25 protein-coding genes are annotated in these 22,275 nt (G+C 31.2%); 3 read left to right on the top strand and 22 right to left on the bottom strand.

Features of this window, described 5'->3' with window-relative positions; genetic code table 11:
* Position 1 precedes the first annotated feature (1 nt).
* Positions 2–634 (top strand): YggS family pyridoxal phosphate-dependent enzyme, encoded by a 633-nt coding sequence (locus AJN64_RS04800; protein WP_002855231.1) that lies wholly within the window; start codon positions 2–4, stop codon positions 632–634.
* A gap of 12 nt (positions 635–646) precedes the next feature.
* On the opposite strand, the gene dnaE is transcribed toward AJN64_RS04800, so the two are convergent.
* Positions 647–4,249 carry a DNA polymerase III subunit alpha gene (gene dnaE / locus AJN64_RS04795; RefSeq protein ID WP_070240512.1) on the bottom strand — a complete coding sequence of 1,201 codons (3,603 nt, stop codon included), beginning with the start codon at positions 4,247–4,249 and terminating at the stop codon, positions 647–649.
* Between the two features lie 194 nt (positions 4,250–4,443).
* Between dnaE and AJN64_RS09250 the strand changes: the two genes are divergently transcribed.
* Positions 4,444–4,686, top strand: coding sequence for a SelT/SelW/SelH family (seleno)protein (locus tag AJN64_RS09250; protein WP_261008339.1), 243 nt, complete (start codon positions 4,444–4,446; stop codon positions 4,684–4,686).
* A 12-nt stretch (positions 4,687–4,698) separates the two neighbouring features.
* Here AJN64_RS09250 and AJN64_RS04790 read toward each other — a convergent pair whose 3' ends face one another.
* The 18 genes from AJN64_RS04790 to AJN64_RS04705 form a co-directional block, all read right to left on the bottom strand.
* Complete coding sequence (locus AJN64_RS04790) at positions 4,699–5,028, bottom strand: ArsC/Spx/MgsR family protein (RefSeq protein WP_070240513.1); 330 nt, start codon at positions 5,026–5,028, stop codon at positions 4,699–4,701.
* A complete protein-coding gene (locus AJN64_RS04785) occupies positions 5,025–6,365 on the bottom strand; it encodes a class II 3-deoxy-7-phosphoheptulonate synthase (RefSeq protein ID WP_070292750.1) in 1,341 nt (446 codons plus the stop codon). Before AJN64_RS04785 ends, AJN64_RS04790 begins: the two co-directional genes overlap by 4 nt.
* Positions 6,366–6,388: 23 nt before the next feature.
* On the bottom strand, positions 6,389–6,802 hold the full coding sequence (gene uraH, locus AJN64_RS04780; RefSeq protein ID WP_002852246.1) for a hydroxyisourate hydrolase: 414 nt from the start codon (positions 6,800–6,802) through the stop codon (positions 6,389–6,391).
* Between the two features lie 132 nt (positions 6,803–6,934).
* Positions 6,935–7,291: a 50S ribosomal protein L19 gene (rplS, locus tag AJN64_RS04775; RefSeq protein WP_070292749.1), complete on the bottom strand. Its 357-nt coding sequence runs from the start codon at positions 7,289–7,291 to the stop codon at positions 6,935–6,937.
* 9 nt (positions 7,292–7,300) lie between these two features.
* A complete protein-coding gene (gene trmD, locus AJN64_RS04770; protein ID WP_070248522.1) occupies positions 7,301–8,005 on the bottom strand; it encodes a tRNA (guanosine(37)-N1)-methyltransferase TrmD in 705 nt (234 codons plus the stop codon).
* A complete protein-coding gene (gene rimM, locus AJN64_RS04765) occupies positions 8,002–8,541 on the bottom strand; it encodes a ribosome maturation factor RimM (protein ID WP_070248520.1) in 540 nt (179 codons plus the stop codon). The genes trmD and rimM overlap by 4 nt, the downstream gene beginning before the upstream one ends.
* A complete protein-coding gene (locus tag AJN64_RS04760) occupies positions 8,534–8,776 on the bottom strand; it encodes a KH domain-containing protein (RefSeq protein ID WP_002861392.1) in 243 nt (80 codons plus the stop codon). The genes rimM and AJN64_RS04760 overlap by 8 nt, the downstream gene beginning before the upstream one ends.
* Positions 8,777–8,778: 2 nt before the next feature.
* Complete coding sequence (gene rpsP / locus AJN64_RS04755) at positions 8,779–9,006, bottom strand: 30S ribosomal protein S16 (protein ID WP_002852274.1); 228 nt, start codon at positions 9,004–9,006, stop codon at positions 8,779–8,781.
* Between the two features lie 64 nt (positions 9,007–9,070).
* Positions 9,071–10,408 (bottom strand): signal recognition particle protein, encoded by a 1,338-nt coding sequence (ffh, locus tag AJN64_RS04750; RefSeq protein WP_044778940.1) that lies wholly within the window; start codon positions 10,406–10,408, stop codon positions 9,071–9,073.
* A gap of 67 nt (positions 10,409–10,475) precedes the next feature.
* The gene (locus tag AJN64_RS04745) at positions 10,476–11,228 is read right to left on the bottom strand and encodes an RluA family pseudouridine synthase (protein WP_070248518.1); all 753 of its coding nucleotides are present in this window, start codon (positions 11,226–11,228) and stop codon (positions 10,476–10,478) included.
* On the bottom strand, positions 11,209–12,366 hold the full coding sequence (gene waaA, locus AJN64_RS04740) for a lipid IV(A) 3-deoxy-D-manno-octulosonic acid transferase (RefSeq protein WP_070248515.1): 1,158 nt from the start codon (positions 12,364–12,366) through the stop codon (positions 11,209–11,211). The genes AJN64_RS04745 and waaA overlap by 20 nt, the downstream gene beginning before the upstream one ends.
* Complete coding sequence (locus tag AJN64_RS04735) at positions 12,363–13,079, bottom strand: zinc ribbon domain-containing protein (RefSeq protein ID WP_044778942.1); 717 nt, start codon at positions 13,077–13,079, stop codon at positions 12,363–12,365. Before AJN64_RS04735 ends, waaA begins: the two co-directional genes overlap by 4 nt.
* Before the next feature lie 9 nt (positions 13,080–13,088).
* Entirely contained in the window at positions 13,089–13,814 is a 726-nt protein-coding gene (locus AJN64_RS04730) for a Nif3-like dinuclear metal center hexameric protein (RefSeq protein ID WP_044778943.1), read from the bottom strand.
* On the bottom strand, positions 13,801–14,664 hold the full coding sequence (gene glyQ / locus AJN64_RS04725; protein WP_070292748.1) for a glycine--tRNA ligase subunit alpha: 864 nt from the start codon (positions 14,662–14,664) through the stop codon (positions 13,801–13,803). The genes AJN64_RS04730 and glyQ overlap by 14 nt, the downstream gene beginning before the upstream one ends.
* An 11-nt stretch (positions 14,665–14,675) precedes the next feature.
* Positions 14,676–15,212 carry a DUF3972 domain-containing protein gene (locus tag AJN64_RS04720; RefSeq protein ID WP_070292747.1) on the bottom strand — a complete coding sequence of 179 codons (537 nt, stop codon included), beginning with the start codon at positions 15,210–15,212 and terminating at the stop codon, positions 14,676–14,678.
* A 9-nt stretch (positions 15,213–15,221) separates the two neighbouring features.
* Entirely contained in the window at positions 15,222–15,716 is a 495-nt protein-coding gene (purE, locus tag AJN64_RS04715) for a 5-(carboxyamino)imidazole ribonucleotide mutase (RefSeq protein WP_052814782.1), read from the bottom strand.
* On the bottom strand, positions 15,717–16,970 hold the full coding sequence (locus tag AJN64_RS04710) for a peptidase U32 family protein (protein ID WP_070248508.1): 1,254 nt from the start codon (positions 16,968–16,970) through the stop codon (positions 15,717–15,719).
* Positions 16,967–17,662 (bottom strand): chemotaxis protein, encoded by a 696-nt coding sequence (locus AJN64_RS04705; RefSeq protein WP_044794184.1) that lies wholly within the window; start codon positions 17,660–17,662, stop codon positions 16,967–16,969. The genes AJN64_RS04710 and AJN64_RS04705 overlap by 4 nt, the downstream gene beginning before the upstream one ends.
* A 202-nt stretch (positions 17,663–17,864) precedes the next feature.
* Here AJN64_RS04705 and glnA point away from each other — a divergent pair, with 202 nt between their 5' ends.
* A complete protein-coding gene (glnA, locus tag AJN64_RS04700) occupies positions 17,865–19,295 on the top strand; it encodes a type I glutamate--ammonia ligase (protein ID WP_070248506.1) in 1,431 nt (476 codons plus the stop codon).
* Positions 19,296–19,360: 65 nt separating this feature from the next.
* Here the strand turns inward: glnA and flgG are convergent, their stop codons facing one another.
* The 3 genes from flgG to ftsZ all read right to left on the bottom strand — a co-directional run bounded on the left by flgG (position 19,361) and on the right by ftsZ (position 22,264).
* The gene (gene flgG, locus AJN64_RS04695; RefSeq protein WP_002852142.1) at positions 19,361–20,152 is read right to left on the bottom strand and encodes a flagellar basal-body rod protein FlgG; all 792 of its coding nucleotides are present in this window, start codon (positions 20,150–20,152) and stop codon (positions 19,361–19,363) included.
* A 30-nt stretch (positions 20,153–20,182) separates the two neighbouring features.
* Positions 20,183–20,995 carry a flagellar hook-basal body protein gene (locus AJN64_RS04690; RefSeq protein WP_002861380.1) on the bottom strand — a complete coding sequence of 271 codons (813 nt, stop codon included), beginning with the start codon at positions 20,993–20,995 and terminating at the stop codon, positions 20,183–20,185.
* A gap of 156 nt (positions 20,996–21,151) precedes the next feature.
* Entirely contained in the window at positions 21,152–22,264 is a 1,113-nt protein-coding gene (gene ftsZ / locus AJN64_RS04685; RefSeq protein ID WP_002852071.1) for a cell division protein FtsZ, read from the bottom strand.
* Positions 22,265–22,275: the final 11 nt, after the last annotated feature.

The following is a 22,275-nucleotide window of genomic DNA, read 5'->3' as shown; positions in this document are numbered from 1 at the left end:
AATGACTTTAGAGCAAATTTTAGAAAAAACCAAAAACGTTCGTCTTGTAGCCGCAAGCAAGTATGTCGATGCAAGTATAATTGAAAAGCTTTTTGATCAAGGTATAGTAGAATTTGGAGAAAATCAAGTCCAAGCTCTAGCACAAAAAAAAGAAAATCTTGATGAAAAAAAATTAGACATAAAGTGGCATTTTATAGGAACTCTACAAAGCAACAAAATCAATCTCTTAATCAAACAAAAACCTATATTATGGCACTCTTGTAATGGTATTAAAATAGCTAAAGCTATGGACAAAAGACTTGATTATAAATTAAATACTTTATTAGAAATCAATAGTGCAAATGAAAATAGCAAAAGCGGTCTAGATCCAAATCAAGCTGTAGAAGAATATTTACAAATACAAGAAGAATGCTCTAATCTAAATCTTTGTGGCGTAATGAGCATAGGATCACACAGCCAAGATAAAGAAAGTATTATCAAAAGCTTTGAAACTACATTTAAAATTTATGAAATTCTTCAAAAACATGGGGCTAAAATTTGCTCTATGGGGATGAGTAATGATTTTGAAATTGCTATAAAATGCGGATCCAACTTAGTAAGACTTGGAAGCATTTTATTTAAAAATCTTAAGTAAGAACAATCTTACTTAAGCATATTTATTAGAAATTTCCTCTACTATACTATCAGAGATAATAAAATCTGTATGATAAAGCAAGCAAGATCCCGCGCTAATAACTTTTAAAACAAGTTTTTTATTGTTTTTTTCATTAGGATTATGTGCATTTCTAGCAATTTCATGAATTTCATAGATTAATTCTCTATTTAACCTTGTCAAATCTAGCTCTATGATATTTTTTTCAAATTCCTTAGGTTCTGCGGTAAAATGATTTTCTTCTTTATTTTTGAAATCTTTTTTTGCTCCAAATTTTTTTATAGCTTTAATCTCGCCATCTTCAAGACTTTGTAAATCTTTAATTGCTTTTAAAAAAAAGCTAGGCTTCTCCCCTCCCTCAGCTTTAAATCCCAATACAAAACCATAGGCATTATTTTTTAAATTTTCATCTTTGATGATGTTTTCTATTTCTTCTACATTGCTTTCAAATACAGTAGCATCAAACGAAGAATAATAATCCAAAATTTCAATTCTACCATAACGCTTATTATTTTTACTCATCATGGATTTGAAATCTTCAATTTTACCTATACTTAAAATTTCTCCATTATTTTTTAAACTTTCAAAATCTAAACTTTTAACATAATCTATGGCATTAATTTGCTCATAAAATCGATCTAAAGGATGGCCCGAAACATAAATTCCTAAAATTTCTTTTTCATATCCTAATTTTTCCATCACTTCAAATTCTTCATTTTTGGGAGTAAAATTTACTTGAACACCTGAAGTTAATTCCTCTTCACCAAAAAGAGAACTTGCAGCATTTTTTCTTACTTCAGCCATTTTACGCGATGCTTCGCTAAGATTTTCCATATTATCAAACAAAGCTTTTCTAGTAAAACCAAACTCATCAAAAGCCCCTGCCTTAATAAGACTTTCTAATGTTCTACGGTTTATTTTGGTAGGATCTATCTTACCTAAGAAATCATTAATATCCTTAAATTCACCATCTTGTCTTGCTTCAAGTAAATTTTCAACTGCAGGAATACCCACACTTTTTATAGCCCCAAGTCCGTATATAATAGCATCCTTGCCATCTTGCTCTAAAGCACTAAATTCACGGATCGCTTTGTTAATCGATGGAGGTAAAAGTTTAATATTCATTTTTTTCATCTCATCAATATAAACAGCAATTTTATCCACATTGTTTTCTTCGCTTGTTAAAAGCGCTGCCATAAATTCACTAGGATAATAAGTTTTTAAATAAGCTGTTTGAAAAGTAACCAACGCATAAGCCGCAGAGTGAGATTTATTAAAACCATATCCTGCAAATTTTACGATAAGCTCCCATAAATCCTCAGCTTTTGCTCTATCATATCCTTGCTTTTCTGCTCCATCTGCAAAATCAGTTTTAAGCTTTTTCATCTTCTCAGGATCTTTTTTACCCATAGCACGACGCACTACATCAGCACCTCCTAAAGAAAAGCCACCTATAATTTGAACAATTTGCATAACCTGTTCTTGATAAACAATAACCCCATAAGTAGGTTCTAAAACCTTTTCTAAGCTGTCAAAAGGATATTCTATACTTTTTAAACCGTGCTTTCTATCGATAAAATCATCAAGCATTCCTGATTCCATAGGGCCTGGACGATAAAGTGCAAGAACCGCAATGATATCTTCAAAACGCTCTGGTTTTAAGCGTGCATTTAAGCTTTGCATACCGCCTGATTCAATTTGAAAAATCCCTAAAGTATTTCCACTTTGTATGGTTTTATAAACTTTGCTATCATTTACATCTATAGTTTCCCAAATAATGTCTTTATTATAACGCTTTTTAATAAGCTTGATTGCATTATTGATTACTGTTAAAGTTTTTAGACCTAAAAAGTCAAATTTTATCAAATCCACATCTTCTAAATGATCTTTAGAATACTGCGTTACTAAATGTCTTTCATCATTTTTACTTTGTCTAAAAAGCGGAGTTTTCTTCCATAAACTTTCATTAGAAATTACAACACCTGCTGCGTGCATACCGGCATTGCGATTTAATCCTTCTAAAGCTCTTGCATATTCCCAAACTTCAGGACCCTTAGGATGACGTTCAATAAATTCTTTGATTTTAGGTTCTTTTTCATAAGCAGCATCAAGAGTGATTTTAAGCTCTTCAGGCACAAGTTTAGCAAGCTCATCAGCATCTTGAATACTCATATCACAAACTCTAGCCACATCACGAATCACCCCTTTAGCTAAAAGCTTACCAAAGGTAATAACCTGTGCAACCTTATCTGCTCCATATTTATCAATCACATAATCAATCACTTCAGCACGTCTGTCTTGACAAAAATCCACATCAATATCAGGCATGCTCACACGCTCAGGATTTAAAAAACGCTCAAAAAGTAGACTATAAGGAATAGGATCTAAATCCGTAATCCTCAAACAATAAGAAACCAAACTTCCTGCAGCTGATCCTCTTCCAGGACCTACTGGAATGCCTTTATCTTTAGCCACTTTAATAAAATCATGAACAATAAGCATATAACCTGAAAATTTCATATTTTTAATGATATTAATTTCTACTTCAAGTCTTTGTTTATATTCTTTATGCTTACTTTCATCGATAAATTTTAATCTCTCTTCAAGTCCCTTTTTACAAAGCTCTTCAAAAACTATGTCATCATTATCAAAGCTAAATTCTTTTGTTTCTTCAGGTAAGGTAATATTATGATCTTTAGCATATTCTCTTGTAAATTTGAAATTCGGTGGAGTGGGATTGCCAAGATTAAGCTCTAAATTACATTTTTGTGCGATTTCTTGTGTATTTTCTATAGCTTCTGGAATATCTGCAAAAAGCTCACTCATTTGCTCAGGACTTTTAACATAAAATTCATGCACACTATGACGCATTCTATCAGGATCATTAAGTTTTTTTCCCATAGCTATACACATAAAAACCTCATGGGCAGCCGCTCTTTCTTTAAAAGTATAATGCGTATCATTTGTAGCAATGATTTTTATATTTAATTCTTTAGAAAGTCTGATAATATCATCATCTATCATTCTTTGATCACTTATACCATGACGCATGATTTCAAAATAAAAATCATCTTTAAAAACTTTTTTATACCATAATGCTGCTTCTTTTGCTGCTTCATAGCCTTTTGCACCAAAACGCACATTTCTTTCACTATAAGTATTTAAGTGCCAATTTACTTCACCTTGCAAGCAAGCAGAAGAACAAATAAGACCTTCGCTATAATCTTCCAAAAGCTTTTTATTGATACGCGGATAATAATACAAACCTTTAATATAACTTTGAGAACTTAAATACATTAAATTTTGATATCCGATCTCATTTTTTGCATACAAACAAAGGTGAAAACGCTGACGAGAACTTTTATCATCTAATTCATCGTGATTATGCAAATACGCTTCCATACCAATGATAGGTTTTAAACCTTGTGCTTTCATTGTTTGATAAAAATCAATTGCCCCAAACATATTTCCATGATCTGTCATAGCCACACTTGTAGCACCCTGCTCTTTTAAAGTCAAAGCTAATTCTTTAAGCTTATTGGCTCCATCAAGCAAAGAATATTCTGTATGTAAATGCAAGTGTGTAAATTGACTCATTTTCTTCCTTTAATTTTTTAAGGCTTATTGTAATTTTGATAAAAATTATAAATTTTTCTCGCTGAATTTGAAAGAAATTGGCCCTAAATTTCAACTTAAATTTTACAAAAAGGCAAAAATTCAGCCAAAATAAACTATAATAAAAATTTAAGATTTTAATCTTAAATAAAATAAACTTTTCAAAGGATGAAATAATGAAAGTAAAAATTACTTATTGTAATCTTTGAAATTATCGCCCACAAGCTGCAAGGGTTGCAGAAGAACTACAAAGCGATTTCAAAGATATTGAAGTAGAATTTGAAATTGGCGGTAGAGGTGATTTTGTCGTTGAAGTAGACGGAAAAGTTATCTTCTCTAAAACACAACTTATTAATTGCGAAAGCGAAAGATTTCCACATCAAAATGAAATTAATCAATTGATAAAAAATAGAGTGTAATCAAACACTCTATCATAACATTTTCTCATATTCCTTGCCAATATATATGTTTTGCTCATACTCGATAATAGGACGCTTAATACAGCTTGGATTTTCTAATACAATTTTCTCAAGTTCTTTTTCATTTAAACTTTTAACTTTTTCTTTGTTTAAACCAAGTTTTTTAGAAGTTAATCCAGCAGTATTGATAAGATCTTCAAAAGATTTTTGTTTTAACCATGTGTATAAAATATCTTGATTAATCTTTTTAATATCCATAAAATCAAATACAACACCTTTTTGTGTTAAAGCATCCATAGCTTTCTTTACAGAATTGCAATTTTTAATACCATAAAGTTTCATTTTCTAGCCTTTTTTACTAAATCTGCAATTAAAAAAGCAAGCTCTAATGCTTGATCCGCATTAAGCCTTGGATCGCATTGAGTCTCATAACGATCTTCTAAGCTTTGAGCAGTAACATTGCTTGCACCACCTGTGCATTCTGTTACATCTTTCCCGGTCATTTCAAGATGCACTCCACCTGGATAAATCCCTTCGCTTATTGCAATCTCAAAAAAAGATCCCACTTCTTGCATGATTTTATCAAACTCACGTGTTTTAAAATTACCTGCTTTTACTGTATTTCCATGCATAGGATCTATGCTGTATACTAAATTTAAACCTTCACTTTTAAGTTTGGAGAAAATTTTTGGCAAATTATTGATAATTTTATCTGCACCCATGCGGATAATAATATTTAATCTTCCTTCTTCATTATTTGGATTTAAAACATTTGCTAAAGCTATGATATCATCAGCACTTGCACTAGGTCCTATTTTAACCCCTAAAGGATTTTTTACTCCTCTTAAAAAATGTACATGAGCTTCATCAAGCGCCCTTGTTCTTTCACCTATCCAAAGCATGTGAGCTGAACAATCGTAAATTTCTCCACTTAAACTATCCACTCTAGTTAAAGCTTCTTCATAAGGCAAAAGTAAAGCTTCATGTGAAGTATAAACACTAACTTCTCTTAGACTTGGGGTATTACTTGTATTAATCCCACAAGCTTCCATAAAAGCTAAAGCTTGTGAAATTTTTTCACTGATATCAGTATATTGCTTATGGAGTTCACTCTTTTTTAAAAAGCCCAAATTCCAACGATGTACTTCATGCAAATCTGCTAAACCACCCTTAGCAAATCCGCGCAACAAATTTAGCGTTGTTGCACTTTGATAATAAGCTTCAAGCATTCTACGTGGATCAGGAATGCGTGCTTGTTCGCTAAATTCAAAACCATTAATAATATCACCACGATAACTAGGAAGACTTATACCATTTAACTCTTCAAAATCACTACTTCTTGGCTTGGCAAACTGCCCTGCAATACGACCAATTTTTACAACAGGACATCCACCGGCAAATGTAAGCACTATAGCCATTTGAAGTAAAATTTTAAACATATCACGGATATTTACAGCGCCAAAATTTTCAAAGCTTTCAGCACAATCTCCACCTTGAAGTAAAAAAGCTTCTTTTTTACAAACTCTTGCTAAAGACTTTTGAAGATTTCTCACTTCTCCAGCAAAAACCAAAGGAGGAAGTTTCTCAAGTCTTGCTAAAACTCTATTCATTTCCTCTTGATCTGGATAGATAGGTTGCTGTTTTATGGGATAGTTTTTCCAAGAATTCTTAGTCCACATGGTTTTTTCTTTCGTTTTATTGATCAGCTTCCTCTATAAGTTGAATAACCAAAAGGAGAAAGGGTTATTGGAACATGATAATGTTTTTGATCTTTAGAAAGCTCAAAACTTACCTCTACAAAAGGATAAAAAGTATTTATTTTGTGTGATGTGTAATAGTCTTTTGTAAAAAATTTAAGCTTATAAATTCCAAAAGCCCTATTTTCAGCTTTTTCATATGGTAATAAATCTCCTATTCTACCATTTTCTTCGGTAAATTCTTCACTTACTTTTTTCCACTGTTGATTTGCTTCCAACTTATAAAGCTCAACTTTTACTTTAGGAGCAGGTTGTCCAGAAGTAATATCCAAGACATGAGTGCTTAATTGATATTCAGTAGCACTCAAAAACATTGGCACGCTTGCTAATATTAATAAAGTTTTTTTAATAGAAAACATTTTCTCTCCTTATATAATATTTACAAGGAATATTATATAAGAGCATTATTAATAATTAAAATCAAATAATAAAAATTATAAATTAATTATAATTATTTAATTGTTAGACTTATAATAAAAAATAATTATAAATTATTTTTTAAGCTCTTTAATACGTGCTGCTTTACCGCGTCTATCTCTTAAGTAGAATAATCTTGCACGGCGTACACGACCACGACGCAAAACAATAATACTTTCCAAACTCTCACTATAAATAGGGAAAATTCTCTCAACGCCAACATTATTAGCACCCATTTTACGTACGATAAAAGTTTCGCTTACGCCATTACCTCTTCTAGTAATACAAATACCCTCAAAATTTTGGATTCTTGTTTTATCTCCTTCTTTGATACGAATTGCAAGCTTTAAAGTATCACCAGCACGAAAATCTGGAACATTTTTACCTTCAATTTGTTTTGCTTCAAATTGTTCTATATATTTATTTTTCATAAAAATCCCTTATTTTTTGCGTTCATGCTCTAAAAATAAATCTGGACGAAAAAATTTCGTTTTGCAAGACGCCAAAGTAGTTTTTAAACTTGCAATTCTAGCGTGATTACCCTTTAAAAACTCTGAAGGAGTATAAAATTTTTGATTTTTTTTCTCAAAAACAAAAGGTTTTGAAAAAGCAGGTGCTTCGAGTAAATTATTTTCAAAGCTTTCTTCTTCCAAACTTTCCATATTCCCTAAAACCCCGTTAACATTTCTTAAAATCGCATCACACATTACAAGCGCAGGTAATTCTCCTCCTGTTAAAATAAAATCCCCTATGCTAAAAACTTCATTCGCAAAAATTTCAAGCACTCTTTCATCTATGCCTTCATAGCGCCCACACACAAAAACTATATGTTCTTTTTTACTTAAGCGTTTGGCATCTTTTTGATTAAAGGTTTTACCACTTGGATTTAAAAAAATAAAATAGGGATTTTCTTTTTTTTCTTGAATACTTTTTAACACCTCATACATAGGTTCAGCTTGCATCAAAAGTCCAGCTCCACCACCTATTTTATAATCATCGACTTTATAATAAGAATTTTTAGAAAAATCTCTTGGGTTATAAAAATTAAGTTTGAAAAGTTTTTTTTCTTTTGCTCTTGCAAGTATAGAATCCTGAAAGTAAAATTCCATAAGATTAGGGAATAAAGAAACGAAACTAAATTTCATGAATTTTCTAAAATTAAAAAAGCATCTTGCGTGCAAAAAATCTGTCGTTTTTCTATATCTATATTTTTAACAAATTTATCTAGATACGGAATAAAAAATATTTTAGAATATTTTTTATTCACCCATTTTTCATCACTTTGAATTTCAAATAAATAAAAAGCTCCAGTTTCCAAGATATCAACAACTTTACCTAATCTTTTATCTTCTTCAAAAACTTCACACTCTAAAATATCAAAATAAAAAAACTCATCTTTTTTTAATTTACAAGTTTGTCTACTTTTCTCGATACTCTGAAAAAGAATAAGATTGGTTAATTCTTTAGCTTTTTCTATATCTTCATAATTCTCAAATAAAACAGTAGAATTGCTTGCATTATAATGCTTAATCTTTAATATTTCTTTGGTATTTTTTATAAAAAAGGTAGCATCTTTTTTAAATTGAGAAGAAAAGTCGCTCAGGTTATGCAATTTTACATAACCCTTAAGACCCACAGTTTTACCAAGTTTTGCAACTTGAACAAAATCTTTTTCACTCAAGTGCTTTTACCGTTACCCTATAAGAACTTGCATCCTTGCTCTTATAAGCAGAGATTACGGTTTTTATAGCATTGATCATTTTTCCATTTTTACCTATAAGCTTACCTGTATCAACCTTATGTGCAAAAAGAACAATCTCAAAAAAATTTTCACTTAATTCAATTTTTTGAGTGTTAATCTGTTCAGGATAATCTGCAATTAATTTTGCGTATTCCCTAAGAAAATTCTCTACCATGATTATTTGCTAGTGATAGAAGCAACTTTATCGCTAAGTTTTGCACCAACACTTTTCCAATAAGCTAAACGCTCTGCATCAACTTTAATTACCTCAGGTTCTACCATAGGATTATAATATCCAATACTTTCTATCCAACCACCATCGCGACGTTTTCTACTGTCTGTAACCACAATACGATAAAATGGTCTTTTAGTTCTACCCATTCTTGTAAGTCTAATAACTGTCATTTATACTCCTTAAAAATTAAAAATTTTATTTATAGATACTATAAAAAGTATTTATAAATAAAATTTAAAATTGTCTTCTAGCTTGACTCATCATTTGTGTCAAATTCTCCATTCCTTTTTTGCCTGAAAATCTTTTTGCAAGTTTTGCTGCATTACTAAATTGTTTTAAAAAACGATTGACTTCTACCTGAGAAAGACCTGCTCCCTCTGCTATACGACGTTTTCTAGCATTATTTAACAAATCAGGATTTTCTCTTTCTTTTGGAGTCATTGAAGAAATCATTGCCTTAATATGTATAATCTCTTTAGAATTATCCAAATCTATATCTTTTACCGCATTTGCCATTCCGCCAAGCCCTGGTATCATACCGATTAAAGACTTCATACTTCCTAATTTTTTAATACTTTCCATTTGGTTAAGAAAATCATTAAAATTAAATTCACCTTTTTTGATTTTTTGATTGAGTTTTTTAGCTTCTTTTTCATCAATCACTGCAGCAGTTTTTTCAGCTAAAGTAGCCAAATCACCCTCGCCCATGATACGACTTACTATGCGATCTGGTATAAAAACTTCTAAATCTGCTACTTTTTCACCTACACCAATAAATCTTAAAGGAATACCGATTTGTTTTGCTATACCTAAGGCTACTCCACCTTTAGTATCTGCATCAAATTTTGATAAAATTACCCCGCTGATACCTAAAACTTCATTAAAACTAGCCGCAGTCTTAACCCCATCTTGACCACTCATTGCATCAGCAACATAGAAAATCTCATCAGGATTTAAAACATCCTTAACTGCTTTTAATTCATTCATCAAAGTCTCATCTATAGCCAAACGCCCAGCAGTATCCACAAGCAAAACATCCACCATAGAACTTTCAGCCTTTTTTAAAGCCTCTTTAGCAACCCTAATAGGATCTTTTTCATTTTCTATGAAGAAAAGTTCAATTTCATTAGCTTCACAAAGTTGTCTTAGCTGCTCCACTGCCGCTAAACGCTGTAAATCACAAGCTGCAACTAAAACTTTTTTATTGCGTAATTTTAAATAATTTGCAAGTTTGATAGTGCTTGTAGTCTTACCGCCCCCTTGCAAACCTGCCATTAGAACTACTGTTGGGGGTTTAGAAGCAAAAACAAAACCTTGATTTTTGCCATTGACACTTAAAATATTTTCTAAATTTACTTTAATGGCATTTAAAAATTGTTTTTGACCTATTCCGTTTTGCTTTACATCTTCTTCTATCAAAGTCAAAAGCTCTTTAGTTACCTTATGGTGAACATCTGCTTTTAAAAGAGCTTTTTTTAAGGTTTCTAAAGCGTTCTTAAGTGCTTTTTCATCATCAACAAAACGTAATTTATTAATCGCTGATTTAAAAGATTCGCTAACTAACTCAAACACTTTATCACCTTTCTATAAAATTTTTAAATTAAACCTTGCATTATACAAAATTTTTTCTTAAATGGCTTTAAAAATCTAAATTTTTTATCTCAAAGCCAACTTTTGCAAAACTATTATCTAGCTCAGCCTTAAAATAATAATCAAAAATTTTAATTTCATAACTATGTAAATACATTCTATCGCTTGAAATTTCAGCATATTTTTCATCACCTACAACGCCATGTTTTATAAATTTAGCATGCACTCTGATTTGATGAGTTCTACCTGTTTGAATGACTATTTTTGCTAAGGTTTTTTTTGACTGCAACATAATAGGAGTAATGATACTTAAGGCACTTAAACCATCTTTTGAAACTTTACTTAATGCTCCACATTTTGCTTTTATGGTAAAAATAGGCTCATTCACTTCAACCTCTTCAGCCAAAACCCCATCTAAAACCGCAATATAACTTTTATAAACTCTGTGTTTTTTAAATTCTTCTATACAAAGCTTTCTAAAATCTTCATCTTTGCAAAGCAAAATCACACCGCTTGTTTCTTTGTCTAAACGATTTAAAAGCTTGGCATTAAATTTTTTCTCCAAGTCTTCACTCACATAAGCGTAAGGTTTATTAATAGCAATAATCTTATCATCTTCAAAAATAATTTGAGGATTTTTGGTTTTTATCACATTAAATCTTGCCTTATCGCTCATCAAAGCTCTAGCAACCACAACTTTTTTTCCATGTGAAAAAACACAACCCTTATCAATCAAATCTTTAGCTTCACGATTTGAAATTTTTTCTTGCAAAGCTAAGAGTTTATAAGCTTTTTCTTGCATCAATTCCCTTTTGTATAGTTTGCATGATAAGATCTAAATTTTCTTTTTTGGAAATTTTAGCTTTTAAATTTAAATAATGGATTTTATCATTTAAATCTTTTAAATTTTCACAAAAATATACATTTTCCACTTCTTCAAACAAAGCCTTTTGATTGTGAATAAATTTCCCGCTGATTAATACATTGTCAAAATATGCCACTTCTATAGGATTGTGTCCTCCTATGCCTTCTATGAAAGAACCTCCAAGTACAACAACATCAGAAATTGCATAAAAATTTACAAGCTCCCCTAAAGTATCTAAAAGTAAAATTTTTTTAGAAAATTTCTTATTTTCATCTTTTAAAGAGCTAAATTTTTCAAATTCTAAACCTTTGTTTAAAAGCAAATTTTCAACTTCTTTAAAACGCTCAGGGTGTCGTGGGGCGATAATGAGTTTTTCATTTTCTTCTAGTTTAAAATGATCAAGTAAAAGCTCTTCTTCGTCCTTATGTGTACTGGCAAAAATGATAAGTTTTTCCTTAGGTTTGATATAAAATTTATTATTTTTAATCTCTAAATTTGCCTTAATATTTTTAAAAATTTTAACATTTTTAGCTCCCAAACTTTCAAGTCTTACTTTATCTAATTCACTTTGAGCAAAAACTTCATCAATATAAGAAAAAATTTTTTTATAAAAAAAAGAAAATTTTTGATAAGAATGATAAGATTTATCAGATATTCTCGCATTAAGCAAAATAATCTTAGCCTTATAAATACGTGCCATAAAAACAAGCATAAGCCAATATTCTGCTTCAAAAATTACCAAAACCTTACAAGGATTAAACCAAAAAGGCAAAAAATTTTCAAAAGCAAGATAATTTACCTTTTTACAAAATTCTTTTGCACACTCAAAACCTGTTTGAGTAATAGTAGTTATTCTTGAATCAAATTTCAAAACCAAAGCTTTAATACTTCTTACCTCCCCGTAAGAACAAGCATGAAAATGTACATCAGCTTTTTCTTGATGTAAATTTTTATAAAGAAAAAATCGAGATTTTAAACTAATTTTGTATTTGGATTTTAAAAAAGAAAGCAAAAGAATAAAGACGGCACAAAATAAAAATGCCGTCCAAGTTAAAAAATAATAAAAAAAGATCAATTTTGTTCTTCTTGCTCTTTATAAAGAATTCTTCCGCAATGAGGACAAGTTACAATCTCTTCACCTTTTACAACGGACAGATAAGTCTTATCGTAAATTTTCATAAAACATCCATAGCATGCTTGTTTTTTAACAGGAACTACAGCAGTATTCTTCGCCCATTTGCGAATTTTCTCATAAAAACTTAAAACTTTTTGATTCATCTCACTCACAAGTTTAGTTTTTTTATCATAAACACTCATTCTATCTTTTTCAAGAACTTCCATTTCAGATTTAATGCTTACTCTAATCTCGTTAATATTTTGCTCTTGTTTGATTTTTTCTTCTTCAAGTTCTTTTTTATAAGTTTCTTTATTCTCTAAAATTTTATCTAGTCTTACAATCTCATCATTTGCAGCGTCTAATTGTTCTTTTGCAATATCTTCTTCAATTTTTAAAGCATTAGCTTCTTTTTCTGTTTTTACCGCACCGCTTTTTTTAGAAAGCTCTTTAATTTTTGCTGAAAACTCGGAAATATGAGCATTATTTTGTATTTTTTGATTTTCTATATCTTTGATTTCTTCATCGATTTTTTCTAAATCTGCGTTGATTTTTCCTATTTTTAACTCAGCATCTTTTAAAGTCTTATTAATACTGTCTATTTTTGGTTCATAACTATCAATTTCTTGATCTATTTTTGATAAAAGCACTAATTGTTCGAGATATTTATTCATTTATTTTCCTTAAAAATATTGAAATGGATTTTTTGAAACTGTTATTATAACTTGTAGCGGCAAATTTTTCAAGTCTTTTGCTAAACATTGAGAAAAATATCTCTCACTTTCAAAATGACCCAAATCAATAAGACTGATTTGATTACTAAGCGCCTCTAAAGCTTGATGATATTTAAAATCTCCACTTAAAAAACAATCCGCATCTACTTTAGAAATTAAATCCCCGCCACTTCCAGTACATATAGCAATGCGCTTAATATCTTTTTTGCCACAATCACTTACACGTAAAATTTGCAAATTTAACTTTTTTTTCACCCAGTCACACAAAGCTTCAAAAGACATAGAATTTTCCACATAAATTAAAAATTCATCTTTAAAAGAAATTTTAAAACCTAAAATTTCTTCCGTAAAATAAGTATTTAAATGACTCAAATCATAATTTGTATGCATACTGATTAAAGAAATATTTTTACAAATCATTTCTTTGATAAAAGCCCTAGGATAAGTCTTGTCATATAAATCTTTTAGACCTTTAAATATCAAAGGATGGTGTGTGATAATTAAAGAATTTTCACTCGCTTCTTTAATGATATTTTCATCAATATCTAAGCTTAAATAAACAGTTGAAATTTCACTATCCTTATCTCCAAGCAAAATTCCACTATTATCCCATGACTCTTGGATATTAAAGGGACTTAATTGATCTAAAAAATTATAAATTTCACTCAGCTTCATTTAAATTTTTCTTATAAATTTCAGCACAATTTTTTGAAAGCTCACGAATTTTTAACATATAATCTTGTCTTTGTGCTACAGAAATTGCTCCTCTTGCATCTAAAAGATTAAAAGTATGTGCAGCAAGCATACAATAATCATAAGCAGGTAAAGCTAGTCCTTGTTCTAAAATATTTTTACATTCCTTATAAGAATTTTCAAACTGCTCATTCAAGATTTTAACATCACTTACTTCAAAATTGTATTTACTAAATTCATATTCACTTTGCTTATGCACATCTGCGTATTTAATTTTTTCTCCATTAAATTCACTCCAAACTATATCATAAACATTATCAACATTTTGAAGATACATGGCTATCCTTTCAAGACCATAGGTAATTTCAGCACTTACTAAATCTACTGCTATACCTCCAACTTGCTGAAAATAAGTAAATTGAGTAACTTCCATACCATCAAGCCATACTTCCCAGCCTAAACCCCAAGCACCTAAACTTGGACTCTCCCAATTATCTTCAACAAAACGAATATCATGACTTTTTAAATCAAAACCCAAATTTTCAAGACTTTTAAGATATAATTCTTGGATATTATCAGGACTAGGTTTAATCAAAACTTGAAATTGATAATAAGCACCTAAGCGATTAGGATTTTCACCATAACGTCCATCAGTAGGCCTTCTACTTGGAGCTACATAAGCAGCTGCCCAAGGTTTTTTTCCTAAACTTCTTAAAAAAGTTACTGGATGAAAGGTTCCTGCACCTGCTGGCATATCATAAGGCTGCATAATCGCACAACCTTGCTTTTGCCAATAATTTTGTAAATTAAGTATCATTTGTGAAAAAGTCATTGCATCTCTCTTTATCGTTCCATATTTTCAATAGGTTTTTCTAAATTTTTATTCATTTCCAAATCAGGCTCTGTCTTAGCTCCAAAAATTTCTACAGTTTTACTCCACATTAATTTATATTTACGCTTGAGAAATTCTATCTCTTCACGCGCATGTTTTAGCTCATTGTTTAAAGTTTCTATAGTTTTTCTATCTTCATCATAAAGTTCTTGCATAGAATAAAGGGCATCTTTTAAAAATTTATTTTCATTTTTTAATGCTTCAAGTGTTTCATCTTTAGCATCTAAAACTTTTTCATGTAAATTTAAAATAGTTCCTATTGTTTTTTCAACAAAACTTTCTCCTGCTAAAGTCATTGAATTTACCATTGCAGTTTGAGATTTTGCAGAACTAGGCACTACACTAAAAGTACCTTGATGAGCTTCGATGTAAATTTTACCCTCTTCTTCTTTAAAATTTAAAGCCCCATTGGCCATCATACCCTTAACCACATCTTCATTTAAATGCACAAGTTTACAAAATTCTTCAAGTTCAAGATAGGTTTGCATTTTTATCCCTTATAATAAAACTTCTACTTCTTTTGAATCAGATATAAGTTTTTTTTCTTTTTCAAGACGATCTTCTTTAAGCTTTTGCGCTAAATCAACATCATAAATAGCTAAAATTTGCATAGCTAAATAAGCAGCATTGATTGCTCCAGCCTTGCCAATAGCTAAAGTTCCTACAGGAATTCCACTAGGCATTTGCACCGTAGAAAACAAAGAATCCATACTTGCAAGATTACTTCCTGGCATAGGCACTCCTAAAACAGGTTTTGTTGTATAAGCTGCAACAGCTCCAGCCAAATGCGCTGCCATTCCAGCTGCTGCTATAAAAACCTTCACACCTTTTTCTTCAGCATTTGCAATATACTCTTTTGTTCTTTTTGGACTACGATGAGCTGATGAGATGATAAGTTCATACTTTACCCCAAAACTTTCTAAAGTTTTAGCAGCCTCTTTCATAGTCTCATAATCACTCTTGCTTCCCATTAAAATAGAAACAAAATTCATCTATATTTCCTTTCTTAAAAAACTTAATGCACTGATTTTATTTGGTAATTGGATTTCATGTTCATTGCCACTATGAATTTCGCTAAATTCTTTATTGTTTTTAGCAATGAGTTTTTTAAACTCTATAAAATATTTATCCTCTTTTTGATAAATTTTACCTAGTTCATTATCGCAAGTTTGAATCACATCGCCTAAAGGGGCTAAAATTTCATAAGGCGTGTTTAAAACGATTTTCCCTTTACATTTAAAAAAGCTTCCATCTTCGCTTATAGCATGCACTTGATGAGAACCTTCTTCTATGCTTGTATTATGATTTTGCGTGTCGGTTTTTTCCAAAGGACGCGAAACAAGATAGCCATCTGTAAAACCACGATTTTTAAGTGTAGCAATCTCTTTTTCATACTTACTTGACTCAAATTTACCCTCTAAAGCATCTTGTATGGCCATTTTATAAGTCCTTGTTGTAAGCGCAACATAATATTCGCTTTTAGTACGCCCTTCTATTTTAAAAGCACTGATACAATTTTCTTGCATGATTTTTTCTATATAAGAACAAAGATTTAAATCTTTAGAATTAAAAATATGAGTACCATTTTCATCTTCTTCTAAGCGAAATAAAGTGCCATTTTCTGGATTTTTAGCATAAAGCTCATAATTAAATCTACAATCATTTGCACAAGATCCACGATTGCTCATTCTTCCACTTTGCACAGAGCTTATTAAACAACGCCCTGAATAAGCAAAACACATAGAACCATGCACAAAGGCTTCGAGTTCAATATCGCAATTTTCCTTTAAAGCTTTAGCGTCTTTAAGCCCTAATTCTCTGGCAATTACAACCCTTTTAGCACCCAAATCCTTATAAACTTGAGCATCTAAATAATTTAAAATATTTGCCTGAGTAGAAACATGTAAAGAAATTTCAGGTGCAAGTTCTTTAACAAGACGCATAGCTCCAACAGAAGCTACAATAAAAGCATCGGGTTTCATCTCACGTAATTTTAATATATGTCTTTTTAAACCTTCAATTTGAGAACTCAAATGAAAACCATTTAAAGTAACATAAATTTTCTTACCACGCTCATGAGTATATTTGATAGCTTCTTCAAAACTTTCATAATTAAATTCTCTTGCAGTACGTGATCTTAAAGAAAAATTATTCACACCCGCATAAACCGCATCTGCACCATAAGCTAAAGCAATTTTTAATTTTGTGAAATTTCCTGCAGGAGCTACTATTTCAGGAATGATCATTTTTGCCCTAAACTTGCAATTAAAGCTTCTATATCATCATTACTTACAACATCAGTAGTGCTATCACCTTCAATATGCACTGCAGAACTTACACGTTTTTTATCATCAATTTTACCTTCAAATAAAGAACTCATATAACGGCTTAAAGCACGCATTACATTAATAACACGTTCGATTTTTTGACGATGTATATCTTGATACTGCATTGCATCCATTGCCATCATCACTTCATCTTGTCCGCTTTGAAGATTTCCGACAATCTCCCTAGAACTTTTTTTAGCTTGATTGTTTAATTCTAAAGCTTCACTGAAACTTTCTACATTAGGAAATTTTTCATTAAGTTTGGAAAAAATATCAATATTTTTTTCTATTGCTTTATTTATTTCTTTGAGTAAACTTTCAGAATCCGCAAAGAAATTATTAATACTTTCAAGCTTATCCATCATTTCCGTTGCTTTAAGCTCGCTATCTTTTGTAACATCATCTAACTGATGCACAACTTTATGCTCCTGATTTGGTGGGGGTGGTGGCCATACTACACTAGGATTAGGTTTGTAATCAGCTATTTTGACATCTTCTAACATCAAAGCATCTTCTTCGGTATTCGATTCTTCGGTTTTTACCTCTGCTTCTGTCTCTGAATCAAGATCAACATCACCATTCATCAAAGCATCAAGCTCTTCTTGAGTCATTTTTTTCCTTTTTTAAATCTAGATTTTCAATAATTGCTCAAAATTATAATCAATTTTATCTAAAACAAAAATATAAATTTTTATTTTTTAATCTCTTTAAATTAAATTTTTAAATTTATTAAAAAAAATATATTAATTAAATCTTAATTAAAAATTTTATGATATAATTTTATAAATTTAATTACATATAAGGAGTAAAAATATGGGAAAATTTGTTAATAATATAGATGATTTTTTCAAATTTTGTAAACAAAATGAAGTGCTTTTTGTTGATTTTCGTTTTACAGATATGATAGGAACTTGGCATCATATTACCTATAATCTTCATGCAATCAATAAAGAAACATTTCAAACTGGCATTCCATTTGATGGAAGCTCAATTCATGGATGGCAACCTATAGAAAAATCAGATATGATTTTAAAACCTGATGCTCAAAGTGCTTTTTTAGATCCTTTTACGGCTGATCCTACTATCATAGTATTTTGTGATGTGTATGATATTTACAAAGGACAAATGTATGAAAAATGTCCAAGAAGCATAGCAAAAAAAGCAATGGAACACCTTAAAAATAGTGGCATAGCTGATACTGCTTACTTTGGACCAGAAAATGAATTCTTTGTTTTTGATAGTGTAAAAATAGTTGATACTACTCATTGTTCTAAGTATGAAGTTGATACCGAAGAAGGAGAGTGGAATGATGATAGAGAATTTACCGATAGCTACAATACTGGACACAGGCCAAGAAACAAAGGTGGATATTTTCCAGTTCAGCCAATTGATTCTTTAGTAGATATTCGTTCTGAAATGGTTCAAACCCTTGAAAAAGTAGGTCTTAAAACTTTTGTTCATCATCATGAAGTTGCACAAGGACAAGCTGAAATAGGAGTAAATTTTGGCACGCTTGTAGAAGCAGCTGACAATGTTCAAATTTACAAATATGTTGTAAAAATGGTAGCTCATTTAAATGGCAAAACTGCCACTTTTATGCCAAAACCTTTATACGGAGATAATGGCAATGGTATGCATGTTCATATGAGCTTATGGAAAGATGGAGTAAATTTATTTTACGATAAAGATGGATACAGTGGACTTAGTCAAACTGCTATAAATTATATAGGTGGAATTTTAAAAAATGCTAGAAGTGTTGCAGCTTTTACAAATCCAAGTTCCAACTCTTACAAAAGAATAGTTCCTGGCTTTGAAGCTCCTTGTATTTTAACTTATTCTTGTCAAAACAGATCAGCAAGTTGTCGCGTTCCTTATGGCATAGGTAAAAATTCAGCTCGTATAGAAATTCGCTTCCCTGATAGCACTGCTAATCCTTATTTAGCTTTTGTTAGTCTTTTAATGGCAGGTCTTGATGGAATCAAAAATAAAACCATTCCTGTGGGTCCTATGGATGAAAATTTATTTGATCTTACTTTGGATGAAATACGTGAAAAAGGGATAGAGCAATTACCACATACTCTAAGAGGAAGTTTAGAAGCTTTAATCCGACATAATTCTTATTTAAAACCTGTAATGAGTGATATTTTTATCGATGACTATCAGCATTTAAAATTTGAAACACAAGTTTGGCCAGTAGAAGCTCGTCCAACTGCTTATGAATTTAAAACTTGCTACTCTTGCTAAAAATTTAATGGCGTTTAACACGCCATTAAACTAAAAAAGAATTAAAAATATTTATTTTATATCAACTATCGCTTAAGCTGATTTACAATTCCTAGCATATCATCACTTGTTGTAATTGCCTTAGAACCCGCTTCATAAGCTCTTTGTCCTGTGATAAGATCTGTCATTTCTTCAACAAGCTGAACATTACTAAGTTCTATAAATCCATGTCTTATGGTTCCAAGCCCATCTTGTCCTGCTATACCCGCAACAGGTGCACCACTTGCTCCTGTTTCAAGATAAAGATTATCACCCATAGAATGAAGACCCGCTGGATTTATAAACTGAACTAGCTCCACTTGGCCAATTTGAGTTTCTTGTTGCTCCCCTGGTAGCATTACAGAAACGGTTCCATCTGTAGCAACATTAATTGCTGTTGCGCCTTCAGGTATTGTCATCTCAGGTAAAAGTCTATAACCATCTGAATTTACAATATTACCTTCATTATCTTTTGTAAATTGCCCATTTCTAGTATATCCTATAGTGCCATCAGGAAGTTGTATTTGAAAAAACCCATTACCTGCAATAGCCATATCAAGACCATCAGTACTTGTTGATTTTAAATTTCCTTCAGTAAAAACTTTAGTTACCGCTGTTGGACGCACACCCACACCCACTTCTATACCCGAAGGAGAAAGAGTAGTAGCTGAAGTCGAAGTTCCTGCATACTTCATAACTTGATACATAAGGTCAGCAAATTCTGCGCGACTTTTCTTAAAGCCTGCTGTATTAACATTGGCGATGTTATTTGAAGTAACATCAATTTGTGTTTGCTGCGCTACCATTCCCGTAGCAGCAGTATGAAGTGATCTCATCATTTTTAATCCTTTTTTTTATTTTATTTTAAATTATTTAACAGCTGCAAGCTTATTGATAGCTTCTTGATTTAAGTCATCCATATGAGCTGTCATAACTTTTTGATACATTTCTACCATTCTGTTTGCTTCAATCAGTCCTACCATTTCAGTAACTGGATTAACATTTGATCCCTGAGAAAAACCTTGGCGAATGGCATTGGAGTTTTCCAAATCTCTAATACGGGTTAGATCATCTATTTTATAGACATTATCTCCATCTTTTTGCAAAGCTCTTATATCATCTACTTGTGCTACAAATAATCTTGCATTTTGAACTCCATCAACTTCAATGCTTCCGTTTTTATCAACGCTAATTTGAACAGCACCATTAGGAATGCGTATGCCAGCATTCTGAGGATTATTAAAATAATCACTACTTAATACCTTGTATCCTTGCTTATTTACCAAATAACCCTCATCATCAAGTTGAAAATTTCCATCTTTAGTTAATCTTACTTCTCCATCTTTGGTCTGAACCAAATAAAAAGCATCTTCTCTAGTCATTGCCAAATCCAAAGGATTGTTTGTGGCCTTTAAAGAACCTAGGCTAAAATCCGTATATTCTTGAGAAACTTGCGGGATTCCATCTATTGTAGTATTTACAAAACGAGATGCATCTCTTGTGTGATTTTCTATAGGCAACTCATCCTGAGTTTCTTTAAAAATCCTTTTAAAATCTGCAATAACCACATCATCTCTTTTATATCCACTTGTATTAATATTGGCAAGATTATTAGTAATCACATCAAGTTTATTGAACTGAGTTACCATTCCGCCAGTTGCTTGATAATATCCATTTTGCATATTTTCACCTATAAAATTAAGATTTTTATAGCTATAAAAGCAAAGAGTGTTCCAACTTTTAAAAACAAAGAAAAATAAATATTTGAAAGATTATTAGGAGAGAATTTTAAACTATAAAAAGCAAGATTTGACTCAATCTTGCTTTAAAAATCAATTTTAATCCATTTGACGACGCAAGAAAGTCGGTGTTTCAATTTGTGCCATTATCTCTTCATCGTAACCACCGCTTACCTTTTTAAGACTTAAATAAGGATTTTTCTTAGAAGCTTGAGCTTCTTCGGTAGATTTTTTAGCTACTGTATCTTTGTCTTCAAACCCTGTCGCAATAATAGTTACTTCAACTCTATCTTCCATGCTATCATCTGTGGTAGAACCAAAAATAATCTTAGCATTTTCATCAACAATTTCTTGTATACTATTTGCTGCTGCTGAAATTTCAAACAAAGAGCAATTAGAACTTGTTTTAAAATGTAAAATAACTCCCTTGGCACCTTTAATATCCATTCCATCAAGCAAAGGAGATTCTATAGCGTTTGAAAGAGCCTCTTCTATAGCATTTTCACCACTAGCACTACCAACACCCATAAGTGCGAGTCCGCGATGACTCATGATGGTTCTTACATCCGCAAAGTCAACATTAATATCTCCATTATCAAGCAAGATAGACACCATACCTTTTACAGCACGAGCTAAAATATCATCAACCAATCTAAAAGCATCTTTAATGCCTGCTTTTTTATCAATAATGCTCAATAATTTTTCATTTTGAATTACAAGAATAGAATCACTTTCTTTTTTAAGCTCAAGGAGACCGCTTTCAGCAAGTTTTTTTCTTTGTTTTCCTTCGAATGCAAAAGGCATAGTTACAACAGAAACAGTTAAAGCTCCAATCTCTTTAGCTGCTTGTGCAATAACTGGAGTTGCACCCGTTCCAGTACCTCCACCAAAACCTGAAGCAATAAATACAATATCACTTTGACTAAGACTTGCTTTTATTTCTTCAAAACTTTCTCTAGCACTTTCTGCACCTACTTCAGGAAGCATACCAGCGCCTAAACCTTTAGTTTTTTTCTCGCCAAGTTGAATTTTAGTTTTTGCTAATGAAATTGAAATAGCTTGTGCATCAGTATTTGCTGCAATTAAATCAAGATCATTTAATCCCATTTTAACCATATGGTTGATCATATTACCGCCACCGCCACCGCAGCCTATAACCTTAATTTTTGCACCTTTATTATGTTGCATTTCTTCTACTAAAAATTCACTCATAAAAATTTCTC

It is taken from the genome of Campylobacter sp. BCW_4332 (genome assembly GCF_001763175.1).
Lineage (GTDB): Bacteria > Campylobacterota > Campylobacteria > Campylobacterales > Campylobacteraceae > Campylobacter_D > Campylobacter_D jejuni.
The sequence above is the reverse complement of the archived record's forward strand: the minus strand, read 5'-3'. Positions and strand labels throughout refer to the sequence as shown.

Excerpts from the sequence above, each read along its gene's own strand:
- AJN64_RS04800 (WP_002855231.1), top strand. The coding sequence starts at position 2 with ATGACTTTAGAGCAAATTTTAGAAAAAACCAAAAACGTTCGTCTTGTA.
- dnaE (WP_070240512.1), bottom strand. The coding sequence starts at position 4,249 with ATGAGTCAATTTACACACTTGCATTTACATACAGAATATTCTTTGCTT.
- AJN64_RS04790 (WP_070240513.1), bottom strand. The coding sequence starts at position 5,028 with ATGAAACTTTATGGTATTAAAAATTGCAATTCTGTAAAGAAAGCTATG.
- AJN64_RS04785 (WP_070292750.1), bottom strand. The coding sequence starts at position 6,365 with ATGTGGACTAAGAATTCTTGGAAAAACTATCCCATAAAACAGCAACCT.
- uraH (WP_002852246.1), bottom strand. The coding sequence starts at position 6,802 with ATGTTTTCTATTAAAAAAACTTTATTAATATTAGCAAGCGTGCCAATG.
- rplS (WP_070292749.1), bottom strand. The coding sequence starts at position 7,291 with ATGAAAAATAAATATATAGAACAATTTGAAGCAAAACAAATTGAAGGT.
- trmD (WP_070248522.1), bottom strand. The coding sequence starts at position 8,005 with ATGAAATTTAGTTTCGTTTCTTTATTCCCTAATCTTATGGAATTTTAC.
- AJN64_RS04760 (WP_002861392.1), bottom strand. The coding sequence starts at position 8,776 with ATGGTAGAGAATTTTCTTAGGGAATACGCAAAATTAATTGCAGATTAT.
- rpsP (WP_002852274.1), bottom strand. The coding sequence starts at position 9,006 with ATGACAGTTATTAGACTTACAAGAATGGGTAGAACTAAAAGACCATTT.
- AJN64_RS04745 (WP_070248518.1), bottom strand. The coding sequence starts at position 11,228 with ATGCAAGAAAAAGCTTATAAACTCTTAGCTTTGCAAGAAAAAATTTCA.
- AJN64_RS04735 (WP_044778942.1), bottom strand. The coding sequence starts at position 13,079 with ATGAATAAATATCTCGAACAATTAGTGCTTTTATCAAAAATAGATCAA.
- AJN64_RS04730 (WP_044778943.1), bottom strand. The coding sequence starts at position 13,814 with ATGAAGCTGAGTGAAATTTATAATTTTTTAGATCAATTAAGTCCCTTT.
- glyQ (WP_070292748.1), bottom strand. The coding sequence starts at position 14,664 with ATGACTTTTTCACAAATGATACTTAATTTACAAAATTATTGGCAAAAG.
- AJN64_RS04720 (WP_070292747.1), bottom strand. The coding sequence starts at position 15,212 with ATGCAAACCTATCTTGAACTTGAAGAATTTTGTAAACTTGTGCATTTA.
- purE (WP_052814782.1), bottom strand. The coding sequence starts at position 15,716 with ATGAATTTTGTTTCTATTTTAATGGGAAGCAAGAGTGATTATGAGACT.
- AJN64_RS04710 (WP_070248508.1), bottom strand. The coding sequence starts at position 16,970 with ATGATCATTCCTGAAATAGTAGCTCCTGCAGGAAATTTCACAAAATTA.
- AJN64_RS04705 (WP_044794184.1), bottom strand. The coding sequence starts at position 17,662 with ATGACTCAAGAAGAGCTTGATGCTTTGATGAATGGTGATGTTGATCTT.
- glnA (WP_070248506.1), top strand. The coding sequence starts at position 17,865 with ATGGGAAAATTTGTTAATAATATAGATGATTTTTTCAAATTTTGTAAA.
- flgG (WP_002852142.1), bottom strand. The coding sequence starts at position 20,152 with ATGATGAGATCACTTCATACTGCTGCTACGGGAATGGTAGCGCAGCAA.
- AJN64_RS04690 (WP_002861380.1), bottom strand. The coding sequence starts at position 20,995 with ATGCAAAATGGATATTATCAAGCAACTGGCGGAATGGTAACTCAGTTC.
- ftsZ (WP_002852071.1), bottom strand. The coding sequence starts at position 22,264 with ATGAGTGAATTTTTAGTAGAAGAAATGCAACATAATAAAGGTGCAAAA.